Genomic DNA, 16,179 nt, shown 5'->3' on the forward strand with positions numbered 1-16,179 from the left:
CAGCGTCGCTGGTCATGCCACTGCCTTGAATTCCGAGGCCGGGGGCGCGATCGCCGGTGGCAGTGCCGGCCCCGGCAATGCCAGCCGCAGGACACGCTTCCAGACCGAGCCCGCCTGCCGGGCGAGTGACCCGGATGTGTAGGGAAGGCCGAACCTCACGCACAGCGCGCGGACCCGCGGGGCGATCTCGGCGTAGCGGTTGCTCGGCAGGTCGGGGAACAGGTGATGTTCGATCTGGTGGCTCAGATTACCGCTCATGATGTGGAAGATGCGGCTGCCCTCGATGTTGCATGAGCCCAGAAGCTGGCGGACGTACCACTCCCCTCGCGTCTCGCCCTCGAGCCGGTCCTCGGTGAATATTTCGGCGCCCTCAGGGAAGTGGCCGCAGAAAATGATGGTGTGGGCCCAAACGTTGCGGGTCAGGTTCGCGCTCAGGTTGCCGAGCAGGGTGGGCAGGAAGGCCGGACCGGCGAGCAGCGGAAAGGCGACGTAGTCCTTGACGACCTGGCGCCGCGCCTTTCCCGCCACCGCCCGTAGCTGGGCCAGCGCCTCTTTCAAACTCTTCTCCCCGGACGGGATCCGCTCCAATTCGAGGTCGTATATCGCGATGCCGTACTCGAAGAAGAGCGCCAGCAACGCGTTGTAGAACGGCTGGGCGAGGTAAACCGGGTGCCATCGCTGCTCGGGGCTGATCCGCAACATCGAATAGCCGATATCGCGATCCTTGCCTAGCACGTTCGTCCAGGTGTGGTGGACAAAGTTGTGGGAGTGCTTCCACTGGCCGGCCGGGGAGGCGATGTCCCACTCCCACGTCGTCGAATGGATCTTCGGATCGCGCATCCAGTCCCACTGCCCGTGCAGGACGTTGTGGCCGATCTCCATGTTCTCCAGGATCTTCGCGGTGGCGAGTGCGGCGGTTCCGGCGATCCACGCAGGCGGCAGCCAGGAGGCGCACAGCAGCGCCCGGCCGGCGAGTTCCAGCTTGCGCTGTGTCACAACGAGACCGCGGATGTACCGCGCGTCCCGCTCGCCCAGACTAGCGAGCACCTCATCGCGTATTTTGTCGAGTTCTCGGCCGAACTCTTCGACCTCGGCCGGGGTGAGACGGGATGCGCCAGGCATGTGTGTTCCTCTCAGAGTTCGATCTCGACGGGGCCGGCGGCGGCCGACACGCAGGTCTGGATCAGGTCGCCCTCGTCACCGTGAACCTGGCCGGTGCGCAGGTCGAGCACCCGCCCCGAGCGAAGCCGGACGACGCAGCTGTAACAGATGCCCATGCGGCAGCCACTGGGCATGACGACCCCCGCGTCCTCGCCGACGGTCAGCAACGGGGTTACGCCGCCGGCGTCCAATTCCCGGCCGCTCCTGCTGAAACGCACACGGCCGCCCTCACCGTCGGCGGCCGGGAGCATAGGGCGGAAATGTTCGACGTGCAGCCGATCGGGTGGCCCGGCCCACTGCGCCGCGATCTCGTCGAGCATGGCGGTCGGCCCGCAGGCCCAGACGCTGCGTTCCGCCCAGTCCGGGCACAGGCCGTCCAGATCCGCCAGCCGGAGCCGCCCTCCGGTCCGCGTGTGCCGCTCGTGCAGCCGCAGATGCGGGGATCGCGCGGCCAACTCCCGAAGCCGCCCTCCGAAGATCACCTTCTCGGCCGTGGGCGCCGAGTGCACCAGCACCACGTCGGATGCCGTACCCGGAAATGGCGCGTCAGGGGCGGAGCCCGTCCACGTTGCCTCTCCACGGCCACCGCCCATCGGCTCCGCGCCGGTCAGCGGGTCACTCAGCATCGCCATCACCGGGGTGATGCCACTGCCGGCGGTCAGGAACAGCAGACGCGGTGGTGGCGGCACCGGGAGGACGAACTCGCCCTCTGGCCGGCCCAGCCTGATCACCGTCCCGGAAGGTGTGTGCCGTACGAGATGGTCCGAGACGAGCCCGCCCGGCACGGCCTTCACTGTAATGGTGACGCAGCCATCAGGCCTTCCCGGGGGTGATGACAGCGAATAGGCGCGCCAATGGCGCCGTCCCTGGATGTCCACGCCGACCCGCATCCATTGACCAGAGCGATGCGGGGTCCACCCCCGGCCTGGGCGGATCACCAGGGTCGCCGCATCAGCGGTCTCGTACTGCACCGCCTCGACACGGCCGCACAGCTCCTCCGTGGACCAGAACGGGTTGATGAGCCCGAGGTAGTCCCCGGGAAGCAACGGTGTCGTCAGCCACCGGGCCGCCAACGCCAACCGGCGCAGGACCGTCGGCCTGGATGGCGCTATGCGGTATGCGGTCACGTCCGGAACGGTCAAGGAGCCTTCCCTCCGAGAGCGGTACACGAGCCACGGCATTGGCGCCCGGGCCCGAACCTCGTCTTACAGATCGCTCATCGTCTTCGATCCTCAGCCAAGCGCCGCGTGCGGCGCACAAGTCCCTTGCGGCCGGCACCGATGGCCTCATCATCACTCGACAATCGGGACGTCGATGGGGTCGTGGTACCCGTCGTGCAGGTCGAGCACGCTGGGTGACGTGCCCAGGATGGCTCAGGAAGCGGTTCAGGCCTGGTAATGGCTTCTGCCGACGGGACGTGGGCGGGTGGAAGCCGCCCCAGCCCCGCCTGCTCGGCGTGGAGCCCACGCGGAGACTCCGAAGATGACGTCGCCAGCTCCTTGCGCATCCACGCACACAGACGCGGCCTACGTCTGTCCGAGGTGGCCCATGCCGTCGTCCACGGCGAGCTCGACGTCGCCGGCTGACCACGCCCTTGGCCCCGCGGTTAAAGACACGAGGGCCGGGGTCGCGCAGACGCCAATGGACGTCCCCGAGGAAACGCGCTCCGCTGCGGTCAAGCGGGCATGCTCAGGTCGGCGAAGCCAACTACGACCAGGCGCGGGAAACAGCGAGCATCCACGACCAGCACCCCGACTACCGGCAGGAGTGGAAAATCGCAGCTGCCATTTCCGGCACCGTCCGCTAAGACGCCCGTTCCGCCTCGTGACCGAGGCACGCCAGACCGTCAGGATCCCAAACGGCGGCAGGTGGATGCGGAAGCCATGTGCTTACAGCGGTCGACGCTGGGAAGGTGCCCTTGTGGATTCGGCGGAAGGGGGCCGGCCATGCCTGACAACGTCGTATTGATCATGCGGTTTCACCTGGTGAGCGGGGAAGACGTATCCCTGGTAAGCGGGGATTTCGATGGGGAACCCGAGGCGTTGGAGGCGATCGCCCGTGCCATGGATGAGCGGCGCGGCCTAGTGCTGACAAGGGCGAGATATGGCGGCGAGGGCGACGTGAACGGCGTGGTCTTCAACCTGACCAACGTCGTTTCGGTCCGGGTGTTGAAGACGGCTGGCGCCGAAGCGGGCCAGTACCTGTGATAGCGGTTACACGGGAAGCTTCGGGCCCCACCGGCAGATCCAAGCGCGGCCAGCGCCATCGTGACCGCGCCGTGCCGCAGGTCGTGCATTGGAGGACGTCCAACACTTGGCCGCGGCCTCGCGCGCGCCGGCAGCGTGTCGGACCCGCGCCGGAGACGACCACCTTTCTTCCGACGCGGGCCGACACCCGCGGGTCGCGCATGGGGACCGTCAGACTTCTTCGACGCTGCTCGGCTCGCGCCGGGACAGGTCGATGCCGAGCTCCTCCGCCGCGCGGAAGACGTCCTCGTCCGTGTCGCGCATCTCGATGGACATGCCGTCGCTGGAGAGCACCTCGACGTTGAGGCAGAGCGACTGCATTTCCTTGATGAGGACCTTGAAGGACTCGGGGATGCCCGGCTCGGGGATGTTCTCGCCCTTGACGATGGCCTCGTAGACCTTCACGCGGCCCAGCACGTCGTCGGACTTGATCGTCAGCAGCTCCTGCAGGGCGTAGGCGGCGCCGTACGCCTCCAGGGCCCACACCTCCATCTCACCGAAGCGCTGGCCGCCGAACTGCGCCTTACCGCCGAGCGGCTGCTGGGTGATCATGGAGTACGGGCCGGTCGACCTGGCGTGGATCTTGTCGTCGACCAGGTGGAGCAGCTTGAGGATGTAGATGTAGCCGACCGAGATCGGGTGCGGGAACGGCTCGCCGGAGCGGCCGTCGAACAGCCGAGCCTTGCCGCTGCGCTGCACCAGCCGATCCCCGTCACGGTTGGGGACGGTGCTGTCGAGCAGCCCGATGATCTCCTCTTCGTGGGCGCCGTCGAAGACCGGGGTGGCCATGTTGGTGCGCGGCTCGACGCTGGTCAGGCCCTTGTCGCGCAGCCGTTCGGCCCAGGCCTCCTGGATGCCGGAGATGTCCCATCCTCGGGCGGCGATCCAGCCGAGGTGAGTCTCCAGCACCTGACCGACGTTCATTCGCCCGGGCACACCCAGCGGGTTCAGGACGATGTCGACCGGCGTACCGTCCTCCAGGAACGGCATGTCCTCCACGGGGAGGATCTTGGAGATGACGCCCTTGTTGCCGTGACGCCCGGCGAGCTTGTCACCGTCGGTGATCTTACGCTTCTGCGCCACGTACACGCGGACCAGCTCGTTCACACCGGGCGGAAGCTCGTCGCCCTCCTCACGGGAGAACACCCGGACGCCGATGACCTTGCCCGACTCGCCGTGCGGCACCTTCAGCGAGGTGTCACGCACCTCACGCGCCTTCTCACCGAAGATCGCGCGCAGCAGCCGCTCCTCGGGCGTCAGCTCGGTCTCACCCTTCGGGGTGACCTTGCCGACGAGAATGTCACCGGTCGTGACCTCGGCGCCGATGCGGATGATACCGCGCTCGTCGAGGTCGGCCAGGACCTCCTCGGAGACGTTCGGGATGTCCCGGGTGATCTCCTCAGGGCCCAGCTTGGTGTCACGGGCGTCGACCTCGTGCTCCTCGATGTGGATCGAGGACAGCACGTCGTCCTGCACCAGACGCTGGGACAAGATGATCGCGTCCTCGTAGTTGTGGCCCTCCCACGGCATGAACGCCACCAGCAGGTTCTTACCGAGCGCCATCTCACCGGTGTCGGTGCAGGGACCGTCGGCGATCACCTGATTGACCTCCACCCGGTCGCCCTCGGCCACGATCGGCTTCTGGTTGAAGCAGGTGCCCTGGTTGGACCGCTTGAACTTGGCGACCCGGTAGGTGGTCCGCGTGCCGTCGTCGTTCATGACCGTGACGTAGTCGGCGGAGACCTCCTCCACCACACCCGCCTTCTCGGCGTTGATGACGTCACCGGCGTCGGTCGCGGCGCGGTACTCCATGCCGGTGCCGACCAGCGGCGCCTCACTCTTCAGCAACGGCACCGACTGACGCATCATGTTGGAGCCCATGAGCGCGCGGTTGGCGTCATCGTGCTCGAGGAACGGGATCATCGCGGTGGCAACCGACACCATCTGGCGCGGCGACACGTCGATGTAGTCGACCTCCTCGGCACGTGCGAGCTCGGTCTCGCCGCCCTTGGTGCGGACCAGGACGCGGGACTCGGCGAACGAACCGTCGAGGTTGAGCGCCGTGTTGGCCTGCGCCTTGACGTAGCGGTCTTCCTCGTCGGCGGTCAGGTAGTCGATCTGGTCGGTCACCTTCCCGTCGACGACCTTGCGGTACGGCGTCTCGACGAAACCGAAGGCATTGAGCCGGGCATAGGAGGCCAGCGAGCCGATCAGACCGATGTTCGGGCCTTCCGGGGTCTCGATCGGGCACATCCGGCCGTAGTGGGACGGGTGCACGTCACGAACCTCGAAGCCGGCCCGCTCACGGGACAGACCACCGGGGCCCAGCGCGTTCAGGCGCCGCTTGTGCGTCAGCCCCGACAGGGGGTTGGTGTGGTCCATGAACTGCGACAGCTGGGAGGTGCCGAAGAACTCCTTGATCGACGCCACCACCGGGCGGATGTTGATCAGGGTCTGCGGCGTGATCGCCTCGACGTCCTGGGTCGTCATGCGCTCGCGCACCACGCGCTCCATGCGGGCCAGGCCCAGGCGGACCTGGTTCTGGATGAGCTCGCCGACGCTGCGCAGGCGGCGGTTGCCGAAGTGGTCGATGTCGTCGACCTCGACGATGACCTCGCCGTTGGCGCCCGGCATCGAGTCCTCGCCGGCGTGCAGCCGGACGATGTACTCGATCGTGGCCACGATGTCCTCGTCGGTCAGCGTGCCCTGGGTGATGTCGGAGTCGACGCCCAGCTTCTTGTTGATCTTGTAACGACCCACCTTGGCCAGGTCGTACCGCTTCGGGTTGAAGTACAGGTTCTCCAGCAGCGTCTGGGCGGACTCCCGGGTCGGGGGCTCGCCGGGACGCAGCTTGCGGTAAATGTCGAGCAGGGCGTCGTCCTGGCCGGAGGTGTGGTCCTTCTCCAGGGTGGCCCGCATCGACTCGTACTGGCCGAAGCGCTCCAGGATCTGCTCGGTCGTCCAGCCGAGCGCCTTGAGCAGCACCGTGACGGGCTGCTTGCGCTTGCGGTCGATACGCACGCCGACGCTGTCACGCTTGTCGATCTCGAACTCGAGCCAGGCGCCACGAGACGGGATCACCTTGCAGCCGAACAGGTCCTTGTCGGAGGTCTTGTCGACCGAACGGTCGAAGTAGACACCCGGGGACCGCACCAGCTGGGAGACCACGACACGCTCGGTGCCGTTGATGATGAACGTGCCCTTCGACGTCATGAGCGGGAAGTCGCCCATGAACACCGTCTGGCTCTTGATCTCACCGGTGGTGTTATTGATGAACTCCGCCGTCACGAACATCGGGGCGGAGTAGGTCATGTCCTTGTCTTTGCACTCATCTACGGAGTACTTGGGCGGCTCGAACCTGTGATCCCGGAACGACAGGGACATGGTTCCGGAGAAGTCCTCGATGGGACTGATCTCCTCGAAGATCTCTTCGAGACCGGATTGGGCCGGAACGTCCTTGCGCCCGGCCTGGCGAGCCGCCTCGACCCGGCCCTTCCATTTCTCGTTGCCGAGCAGCCAGTCGAAGGACTCGGTCTGCAGGGCCAGAAGGTCGGGAACTTCGAGCGGCTCCTCGATACGCGCGAAAGACACGCGACGGGGACCAGCGGGCACGGCGGAGGCGTTGCGCGAGGCTGCCAACAGATGTCCTTCCGGAGAGCACGGATGGAATCGAACTGCGCGCACGCCAAACGCCCCGGGCGGAACCCAGGGGCGTCGATATACGGCGCGAGGGAGCAGCGTAACGCAAATGACAAACGCGTGTCCATACGTACTGTAAGCGTCAACCTCAGTGCCACCTTCAGCTTGCCACAGCCGGAGTGGCCTCGTCAACTTCTCCCCGGCAGCAGGCACAATGCATTGGCGGCCACTGCTCCTTCTGGAGGACGCCGAGGCGCGGGTGCCCATGCTCCAGGACTCGGGTTCCGCGCCGACGACTCGCTGAACAAGGCGGCGGACGCGCTGGGCGGCGCGGGCACGGAGGAGGAGAGAAGCGGGCCGTTCGTACGGAGCGCATTCTGGATGAACTCCTTCGCCAGATCCGCGGTCCCCGTCAGCTGCTGTCGGCCAGCAGCGTGACGAGGGTATCCGGGAGGACGGTCACGTCGTCCACATAAGGTGCCCACGAGCCCACGCTGTACGGCGAAGCCCACCAATCCGCCGTCACTCAGTGCTTGATGGCTCCTCCGAACGCCGGCAGCGACATGCCGTAACCCGCATGAGAGCACCACTACCGGTGAGCATGACCACCCGGGGTAGCGCGATCTGGGAAATCGCCGATCCCAGGGGCCTGCGCCCCTTCCGGGTCGTCGTCGGAGTGAGCAGCAGCCGAGATGGTCGCGGAATTCGCACTGTGAATCATCGGCTGCGCGTACCCGATCTGGCTCGCGGATGCTGTTCCTGTCCCCCCAAAGAGCGCCGCAATGAGCGCGGCGGGAGGAATCAGGAAGCGCCATCTCCATGCCTTGTTCATCGAAACCATCCTTGATTAACGTATAGAAATTTTGGTGCCGGCTCCGGGCCGTCGATGGTGGACGCCGCCCTGAAATGCGCGATCTCCCTCCACCTCCTTCCACGCAATGCATGACGGAGGGCTCATGTCAACATCACAAGGGCAAATATTGTTTTATTCGTAATGACTCGCGACCGAACCGGCTCCAGCTCGCGGCGGGAGCCGTCTGAGCTGTCGATCGGCTTATGGTGACGAGCCGCGCAGGGCCGTGATCCAGGACGGCGGGAGCTCATGGTGCGAGTAGCGTGGACCACGGGGGTGTGATCCATGAACGTCGGCCTTGGCCTGCCCATCAGCGATCCACCGGTTCTGCTCGATTGGGCCCGCAGCGCGGACGCCGGGCCGTTCAGCACCCTCGCCCTGCTGGATCGCCTGGTGTACGACAACCCAGAACCACTGGTGACGCTCGCCGCACTCGTGGGTGCCGCCGGCCGGATCCGCGTGCAGACCGAAGTGCTGCTCGCTCCGCTTCGCCAACCCGCGCTGATGGCCAAGCAGGTCGCCACCCTCGACCGCCTGTCCGGCGGCCGCCTCACACTCGGCATCGGGCTCGGCGCCCGGCGCGACGACTACAAGGCCGCGGGGATCGACACCCATGGCCGTGGGGCACGCCTCGACGAGATCATGACCGACATGCGCCGCATCTGGTCCGGCGAGCCGTACGGGGAGGAGATCGGGCCGATCGGCCCGGCACCCACACGCCACGGCGGCCCAGAGGTCCTGTTCGGCGCCTTCGCCCCGGCCGCCATCCAGCGCATCGCCCGCTTCGGGGACGGCCTGCTGTGCGCGTCACCCATGGCCGACATGGACCGCCTCTTCCGCGCCGCCGAGCAGGCATGGCGATCAGCCGGCCGTACCGGCCGCCCCAAACTGGTCGCCCAGCTCAACGCCGCGCTCGGCCCGGACGAGACCATCGAAGAGGCGCGCGGCCACATCCGCCGTTACTACAGCGGACCCCAGTACATGAACCTGCCCGCCAATTACACCGACACGGCCGTGCAGAGGATGCTCACCACCGCGGGCGAGGTCCGCGACGCCCTCAACCGGCTGACGGACATCGGAGCCGACGAGATTATCTTTTACTGCTGGTCCGCAGACATCGCGCAGATCGACCGCTTCGCCGAGACGCTCGCATAGCCGGACACGTCCGCGATACGAGAGCGACCTGCTCAACATCCCGCCCGAGCGCCAAAACCAGCCCATCAACCCCGGCAGCAAGACCCACACCGGCGCGTGCACCAGGCTGACGCCGACGTCCTGCGAGGTCCGCCCGCCGAACCAGGGTCCGCGTTTCCCGCGACCCGCACCGGCTCGCTCCGTGGACAACACCGGCGAGGCATTCGTGCGGTGATGGCTACGGCGGACGTGTGGCACGACTGCCGACCAGCGGTTGGCTGAGCGAGTGTGCCCGGAATTGAACGAGGCGGCTCCTCTGATCTGCGCCACGCGGCATTCCGGTTTACTGATGGGCTGGTTTTGTGCATGTCCCGCTCGTTGGGAGGGGTGACAATCTCCTGTGGTGGCGTTTAGGTTTACTCCGTTCAACGCACCGCCTGGTCGGCCCGCCGGTATGGGCCGATGTCGGCGGTTGCGGGTTCTACCGGTTATTCACAACGTGTCTTTGTCCCGTGAGGAGCACATCATGACTGTTACACGGGTGGTGTCCCGTGACGAGTGGCTGGCGGCCCGGCTGAAGCTGCTGGCACAGGAGAAGGAAGTCACGCGAATGCAGGACGCGGTCACCGCAGGTCGCAGCGAGCTGCCGATGGTCCGGATCGACAAGGAGTACACGTTCGAAGGCCCTGCGGGCAAAGCGCGTCTGGTCGACCTGTTCGAGGGCCGCCGCCAGCTCATCGTCTACCACTTCATGTTCGATCCGAGCTGGGAGGGCGGCTGCCCGAGCTGCTCGTTCGCGGTCGACAACGTGGGTCGTTTGGGCCACCTGCATGCCAGTGACACCACGTTCGTACTCGTCTCCCGCGCGCCGTTGACGAAGATCGAGACGTTCCGGGCGCGAATGGGGTGGACGATCCCGTGGTACTCCTCGGCCGGAACCGACTTCAACTACGACTTCCACGTCACCAATGACGAGTCCGTCGCACCCGTCGAATATAACTACAAGGACAAGGCGACGCTGGAACGCGAGGGCATCGCGTTCCTGGGCGAGGGCGACGCGCACGGCATGAGCGTCTTCTTCCGGGAAGATGACACCGTCTTACACACCTATTCAACATACGGGCGCGGCCCCGAGGTCTTGTTGAGCACGTACCACTATCTGGACCTGACACCGCTCGGCCGGCAGCGCTATGTCACCGAGTTCCCCTACCACGACCAGTACGCCGATGAGGCGGGACATTCGCACCACGACCCGGAGTGTCACTGAGCGATCGAGTCGATCTTCCCGCGGTGTACACGGACCGTGACCGGATCCCATCGATCAGCCGCCTCGCCCGCCCACGTCAGCGGGCGGGCGGCCGGCAGGGAGCTGCCACGGTCACGGCCGCGTCAGCTCGGTCCCTGGGACCGTCAGCGACTCGTAAGCCATCGGTCAGTGCGGTCCACGAACCTCGGCTCGTCAAGGTGGACGACCCGAGGGGACTGCGACATGAAGAGCAAGTGCATCCTGATCTCCGGTGCGAGCATCGCCGGTCCGGCGCTGGCGTACTGGCTGCACCAGTACGGGTTCGACGTGACGGTGGTCGAACGGGCGGAGACCCTGCGTGAGGGCGGTCAGGCCGTGGACTTCCGCGGCGAGGCGCACCTGACGATGCTGAAGCGGATGGGGATCCTGGATGACATCAAGCGCCACCGAACCCCGCCTGGGCCGCTCATCCTGCTCGACGCTCACGGTGCCGAGCAGGCGCGCCTGCCGGCTTCGTTCACCGGCGGCGAGGTGGAGATCGCTCGCGGCGACCTGAGCCGGCTCCTGTACGAGCGCACCCGCGACAAGGTCGAGTACCTCTTCGGCGACTCCATCGCGTCCATGGTCGAGACCTCCACAGGGGTGGACGTGGCCTTCGAGCGCGGCGCTCCCCGAACCTTCGACCTGGTCATCGGCGCTGACGGGCTGCACTCCAACGTCCGGCGGCTGGCCTTCGGCGACGAGTCGCGGTTCGTGAAATCCTCCGGCTATTACGTGGCGCTGTTCAGCGCGCCCAACCACCTCGGGCTCCACGCCGAGTCGGTGCTCTACAGCGAGCCGGGGCGGGGCATGCTCGTGTACGGCACGCGGGACGGCGAGGCCAACGCCATGTGCGTCTTCGCCGCCGAGCCCCTCGACTACCACCGGCGCGACGTCGCCACGCAGAAGCGGATCGTGGCCGAGGTTTTCGCCGGGATGGGCTGGCAAAGCGCGAATCTCGTGGCCGCGCTCCCGGACGCGCGCGAGTTCTACTTCGACACGATCGGCTTGGTCCAGATGGACCACTACACCAAGGGACGCGTGGCACTGCTCGGCGACGCCGGGTACGGCGCGACTACCGGCGGCATGGGTGCCGGAATGGCCATGATCTCCTCGTACGTGCTGGCCGGGGAGTTGGCGGCGGCCAGCGGCGACCACTCCGTGGCCTTCCCGCAGTATGAGCAGCAGATCCGCGGTTACGCGAAAGCGTGCCAGCGGGTAGCGGCCGGTGTGGGGCCGTTCTTCGCCCCGTCCACCGCGAAGAAGATCCAGCGACGCGGCACGATCTACAAGATTCTCGCCTCCCGGCTCTTCGTGGGCGTCCTCAACAGGATGACGACCAGCGCCGCGAATCACATCACGCTCAAGCACTACGTCGGGGGCGCCAGAACAGGCGCGTAGGCCTTCATGGCCACTTCGCGACGCTCGAATCAATGGTCAAGGGCGTGCGGTTGCTCGCATCGCCGGCTCTCGGGCGCTGAGAGGTGCGGGTTCGCGGCGAAGGCTGTCGCGGATCAGTGTGTCGAGTCGTTGCCAGGCAGGGGATGAGGCGTTGACGGCGTCTTGGATCAGGCCGGGGATCTCCGAGGCGGTCGCCTGTCCGGGGAGGTCACCGGTTCCGTATCGATCCGTGGTCGCGCCGACGATGCGTCGCGCGAGGTCGGCCAGGGAGGGGTCCCGCGGGTCGAGGTCGTAGGCGTGGTCGTAGTCGAGGTAGAGCTGCCGGAGGGTGGGGTCGGTCAGTGCCTGGGCCTGGTCTCGGAAGAGTTCGTGCGCGATGTCCGGGTGGGTGGCGAAGACGAGGATCCACAGGTCGCTCTCCATCGCGACCCATCGCTCGCTGAAGCCGAGCGCGCCCAGCCGCTGGAGGTGGCGGTCGACCTTGGTGGGAAGGAGCCGGGTGTGGCCGGAGGCGAGCTCCCGTAGCCGCCGTTGGGTGTGGCGCAGGCTTCGGATACGGGTGGTGAGGTCGCCGTCGATCTGAGTGAGGGCGCCTCGGAAGGCTTCGTCCGGCGCGTCCTTGAGAGTCAGGATTTTGGCCAGCGGGACTCCGGCTTCGGCCAGGGTGCGGATCTTGATCAGCTCGATGGCGTCTTGGGCGGTGTAGCGACGGTAACCGGAGGCGTCGCGGTCGGGCTCGGGCAGGAGTCCCTTGTCGTGGTAGACGCGGATGGTCTTGGTCGACACGCCGACGTACCGGGCGAGTTGTCCGATGGTGAGCACGACCCATGCTCTCGCACTTGACCTTGCCCTAAGGGAAAGGTTGGAGCATATGCGGCATGACAAACTTCAACGCCGATCGTGACACTCTGCGCGCACTGGCCGACGAAGGCAACGAGAAGGCCTTGGACCGGCTGGCCGACCTCGCCGAGGCACGCGGTGACCTCGACGAACTGCACGACCTGCTGGACGAGGGCTGCCAGCACGCAGGGCGGTTGCTGACCCGCCGGGCGGTCGCTGTCGGTGACCTGCGGGAGCTGCAGCGGCTCTCGGACGCCGGGTGTGAGGAGGCCGGCGACGAGCTCGATCGGCTGCTCGCCGGCCCGGCGAAGGACACGCCGTGACAGTGGCTGCACCGACGATGTCGATCGAGGCGCGGGCTTGCGGACGCCATCGTGCGGCCGTGACTCAAGCGCCGTCAGGAAAGAGCCAGCACCTCGAACACGGTCTGCACCACGCCGGCGATTCCCACAGCGGCAAGGGCAGAGGTCATCATGTTAAAACAGATGGCCATGACGCAGCCTTGACCACCACCCATCCGACCAACATAGGACCGCCCCTGAGGTCCGAGCCCGCGCCAGATCGTATGAGGTTCGAAGAACAAAAACAGGATGGCTCCGATCTCACCAACTGTGAAAAGCCAGAACCAGGCCCACCGGTTGCCGAGGCGGGGCCGCGCTGTACCGAGCATAATCACGAGAGCAGCAAGCCAAGCGATCTTCACCAGCCAGCTCACGCGGGGAACGGGAACGTGAAACGGCCAATCAGGAAACAGTCCCTCGTTGCGCCTCGAAATCCGCCGTACGACCGGATCTGAACCCGCTGTGCTGAGATCGTGAATCAAATCGTTCTTCTTGTAGGTCAGCTGCCATGGCTCTTTCACGTGGTACCAAAAGAGTGGACTGGTGGACCAACGCAAGTCCTCCAGGCAATCGCCATCGTTTTCGTAGATCACGTACGTGACCTCCCCGGCGCGCAGCGCGGCCTGGAAATTCGCGGCAGAGCGCTCCAGAGAAGTCGCGCTGAGAACGGTTACGAGACCACCCCACAGCAGCACGACCAGGAGACATACACGCACCCAGAGGCCCGCCATCCGGTATCCATCCCGAAGGACCAGCTTTTCCTCGTGCATCCGCACGTGTCTCCAAGTCATGTCGTCCGTTTGTGGCCTCAGTAAGGATTCTGCTCACAACCAGCGCAGAATGAGATGCGATCATCTGTATTGGGCCCCGCAAGATGGCCGGTTCATGCTCCTGCCCGCGGTCAGTCCATCCGGCGGGCGATCACGCGCGCCGCGGTCGGTCATCTCCGGCGGAGATAAGCATCATCGCCAGCCATCGCCGCGAAGAGGGATTCCTCGGCCGTGACCGTTTGCTTGTATCGGCATGAGCACCCAGAAAGACGGCTTGCCACCGCGAACCCGATTCCGCCCGAGCCGCGGCCGCGGTCCCGTCCCAGAGAAGGCCCCCCTCGCCGTTCCCGTCGAACCACAGTTCCCGGACCGATCCCTACCTCCGCGTGAGGCACCGGGCGTGCCGGGATGGCTGGTCGCGCTGCTGGCCGTGGCCACTGGCATGACGGTCGCCAACCTGTATTACGCCCAGCCCCTGCTGCCCTCGATGCGGGATGTCTTTCACATCAGCACGGCCACGGCCGGCCTGCTCATCACGGTCACCCAGGTCGGCTATGTGACGGGCATGCTCTTCCTGGTCCCGCTCGGCGACCGGCTCGAGAAACGCCGGCTGGTCACCGGCCTGCTGGCGGTCACCACCGCCGCCCTGGCGGTGGCGGGTGTCGCGACAAGCTTTCCCATGCTCCTGATCGCCTCTCTGATCAGCGGGTCCACCTCGGTCGTCGCCCAGATCCTCGTGCCGTTCGCGGCGAGTTTGGCTCCCGACCACGCTAGAGGCCGCATCGTCGGCCGGGTGATGAGCGGACTGTTGACCGGCATCCTGCTCTCACGGACTCTCAGCAGCCTGGTCTCCGACATCGCGGGCTGGCGCGTGGTCTACCTCGGCTCCGCCGTACTGATGGCCCTGCTCGGCCTGGCCCTGCGATCAGCTCTGCCGCAGCACGCCCCCACCACCGACATCACCTACACGCACGTCCTGCACTCGACCTTCCGGCTGGTGCGCACCCACCCCGCCCTGCTGCGCCGAGGCCTGTACCAGGCGGCCATGTTCGGTGCGTTCAGCGCCTTCTGGACCACCGTGTCCTTCGTCCTCACCGGCCCCCCTTTCAGCTACTCCCCCATCGGGGTCGGGATCTTCGCGCTCGTCGGGGCAGCAGGAGCGGCCGTGGCACCGCTCGCCGGACACTGGGCCGACCGCAAGCTGGTACGCCCGATGACCGGCATCGCCTTCGCCGTCGCGGCAGCCGCCTTCGCACTCGCAGGCTTCGGGCAGCACAACATCATCCTGATCGCACTCGCGGCCGTCCTGATCGACGTGGCCGTGCAGACCACCCTCATCCTCGGCCAGCACACCATCTACCAGCTCGACCCCACCGCACGTGCCAGGCTCAACAGCGCCTTCATCGCCATCTTCTTCGTCGGCGGCGCGCTCGGATCACAGGTCGGCTCCATCGCCTACCACGCCGGCGGCTGGATCGCGGTGGCCGCCGTCGGCGCCGCCCTTCCCCTGCTCGCCCTGATCTACTGGACCTCGGAACGCCGAGCGCTCAGGTGATGTGCCGCATCAGTGCTGTCACCGCAGGGGATTCCTGCCCCCCGGGCCTGACCACCATGATGTTCCAGCTCGGCGCGTGCTCGGTGAACCGGCGCACGACCAGGTCGGGGAAGCGCGCGGCGATCGACACCGGCATGACGCACACTCCGAGATCGTGCCGGACCAGTTCGGACGCCGCGACGATGTCGTTCACCTCGAAGGTGGTGCCGCGCTCGATGAGGGCGGCACGGAAGGCCCGGTCGACCGCGTACCGGATGGCCCAGCCGGGCGTGAAGTCGACCATGGGGAGATCGGCGATCTGGGCGAACGTCACCCGGTCCTCTTCGGCGAACACCCTCGCGGGTGAAGCCACAAGGACCATCTCCTCGCGAGACAGCAACCGAGTCACCAGGCCACGCTGCTGCTGCTGGTCCAGCGCGACCACGGCCAGGTCCACCGAGCCGTCACGCAACGCCTGCCGGATGTCGGCCACAGCGGCCTGCCGCAGGCGGACCACCACTCCGGGATGCTCCGCCCGCAGAGCGGCCAGAGCGCGATGCAAACCAGCCCAGACCCCCTGCATGATTCCGACGGTGATCACCCCTCGCAACTGGCCACGCACGGCGTCCATAGCCTCCCTGGCCTGCTCCGCCGCTCTCAGCGCTGTGCGGGCCGCCGAGACGAACACCTCGCCTGCAGAGGTCAGCGCCACCCTGTGTGTGGTCCGGTCGAACAGCCGCACCCCCAGTTCCTTTTCCAGACCGCGCACCGTACCGGATACCGCTGACTGCACCACGTGCAGACGTCGCGCCGCCGCCGTGAACCCCCCTTCCTCGGCGACCGCAACGACGACCTCCATCTGCCGTAACTCCATCGCACTCTCCCTCATCCGGTGAGAGCCCAGGGTGATCATCTCCCGATGAGCTCAGCGCAGGAGTCAATCATCGCAATTCGACGAAGGACGGCCGAGAACCG

12 protein-coding genes are annotated in these 16,179 nt (G+C 66.6%); 6 read left to right on the forward strand and 6 right to left on the reverse strand.

The annotated features are described in order from the left end of the window. Positions 1–12: 12 nt before the first annotated feature. Complete coding sequence (locus ABH927_RS17555) at positions 13–1,122, reverse strand: fatty acid desaturase (RefSeq protein ID WP_370022775.1); 1,110 nt, start codon at positions 1,120–1,122, stop codon at positions 13–15. Positions 1,123–1,133: 11 nt separating this feature from the next. After that, positions 1,134–2,288, reverse strand: a complete 1,155-nt coding sequence (locus tag ABH927_RS17560; protein ID WP_370022777.1) for a ferredoxin reductase — start codon at positions 2,286–2,288, stop codon at positions 1,134–1,136. Positions 2,289–3,107: 819 nt separating this feature from the next. On the opposite strand from ABH927_RS17560, the gene ABH927_RS17565 reads away from it, so the two are divergent. Then, entirely contained in the window at positions 3,108–3,368 is a 261-nt protein-coding gene (locus ABH927_RS17565; RefSeq protein WP_370022779.1) for a hypothetical protein, read from the forward strand. A gap of 210 nt (positions 3,369–3,578) precedes the next feature. Here the strand turns inward: ABH927_RS17565 and rpoB are convergent, their stop codons facing one another. Further along, a complete protein-coding gene (gene rpoB, locus ABH927_RS17570) occupies positions 3,579–7,046 on the reverse strand; it encodes a DNA-directed RNA polymerase subunit beta (RefSeq protein WP_370022781.1) in 3,468 nt (1,155 codons plus the stop codon). 1,138 nt (positions 7,047–8,184) lie between these two features. Here rpoB and ABH927_RS17575 point away from each other — a divergent pair. From ABH927_RS17575 to ABH927_RS17585, 3 genes are all read left to right on the forward strand, one after another. Further along, positions 8,185–9,054: an LLM class flavin-dependent oxidoreductase gene (locus ABH927_RS17575; protein WP_370022783.1), complete on the forward strand. Its 870-nt coding sequence runs from the start codon at positions 8,185–8,187 to the stop codon at positions 9,052–9,054. 505 nt (positions 9,055–9,559) lie between these two features. After that, complete coding sequence (locus ABH927_RS17580; protein ID WP_370022785.1) at positions 9,560–10,300, forward strand: DUF899 domain-containing protein; 741 nt, start codon at positions 9,560–9,562, stop codon at positions 10,298–10,300. Between the two features lie 222 nt (positions 10,301–10,522). Beyond that, on the forward strand, positions 10,523–11,719 hold the full coding sequence (locus ABH927_RS17585; RefSeq protein ID WP_370022787.1) for an FAD-dependent monooxygenase: 1,197 nt from the start codon (positions 10,523–10,525) through the stop codon (positions 11,717–11,719). A gap of 36 nt (positions 11,720–11,755) precedes the next feature. On the opposite strand, the gene ABH927_RS17590 is transcribed toward ABH927_RS17585, so the two are convergent. Beyond that, entirely contained in the window at positions 11,756–12,541 is a 786-nt protein-coding gene (locus ABH927_RS17590; RefSeq protein WP_370022789.1) for a MerR family transcriptional regulator, read from the reverse strand. 56 nt (positions 12,542–12,597) lie between these two features. Here ABH927_RS17590 and ABH927_RS17595 point away from each other — a divergent pair, with 56 nt between their 5' ends. Continuing rightward, positions 12,598–12,882: a hypothetical protein gene (locus ABH927_RS17595; RefSeq protein WP_370022791.1), complete on the forward strand. Its 285-nt coding sequence runs from the start codon at positions 12,598–12,600 to the stop codon at positions 12,880–12,882. A gap of 74 nt (positions 12,883–12,956) precedes the next feature. Here ABH927_RS17595 and ABH927_RS17600 read toward each other — a convergent pair whose 3' ends face one another. Beyond that, complete coding sequence (locus tag ABH927_RS17600; RefSeq protein ID WP_370022792.1) at positions 12,957–13,670, reverse strand: hypothetical protein; 714 nt, start codon at positions 13,668–13,670, stop codon at positions 12,957–12,959. Positions 13,671–14,070: 400 nt separating this feature from the next. Here ABH927_RS17600 and ABH927_RS17605 point away from each other — a divergent pair, with 400 nt between their 5' ends. Then, the gene (locus ABH927_RS17605) at positions 14,071–15,225 is read left to right on the forward strand and encodes an MFS transporter (RefSeq protein WP_370022794.1); all 1,155 of its coding nucleotides are present in this window, start codon (positions 14,071–14,073) and stop codon (positions 15,223–15,225) included. On the opposite strand, the gene ABH927_RS17610 is transcribed toward ABH927_RS17605, so the two are convergent. Then, positions 15,218–16,078 (reverse strand): LysR family transcriptional regulator, encoded by an 861-nt coding sequence (locus ABH927_RS17610; RefSeq protein ID WP_370022797.1) that lies wholly within the window; start codon positions 16,076–16,078, stop codon positions 15,218–15,220. The genes ABH927_RS17605 and ABH927_RS17610 overlap by 8 nt on opposite strands. Positions 16,079–16,179: the final 101 nt, after the last annotated feature.

It is taken from the genome of Planotetraspora sp. GP83, assembly GCF_041262585.1.
GTDB lineage: Bacteria > Actinomycetota > Actinomycetes > Streptosporangiales > Streptosporangiaceae > JAOEGB01.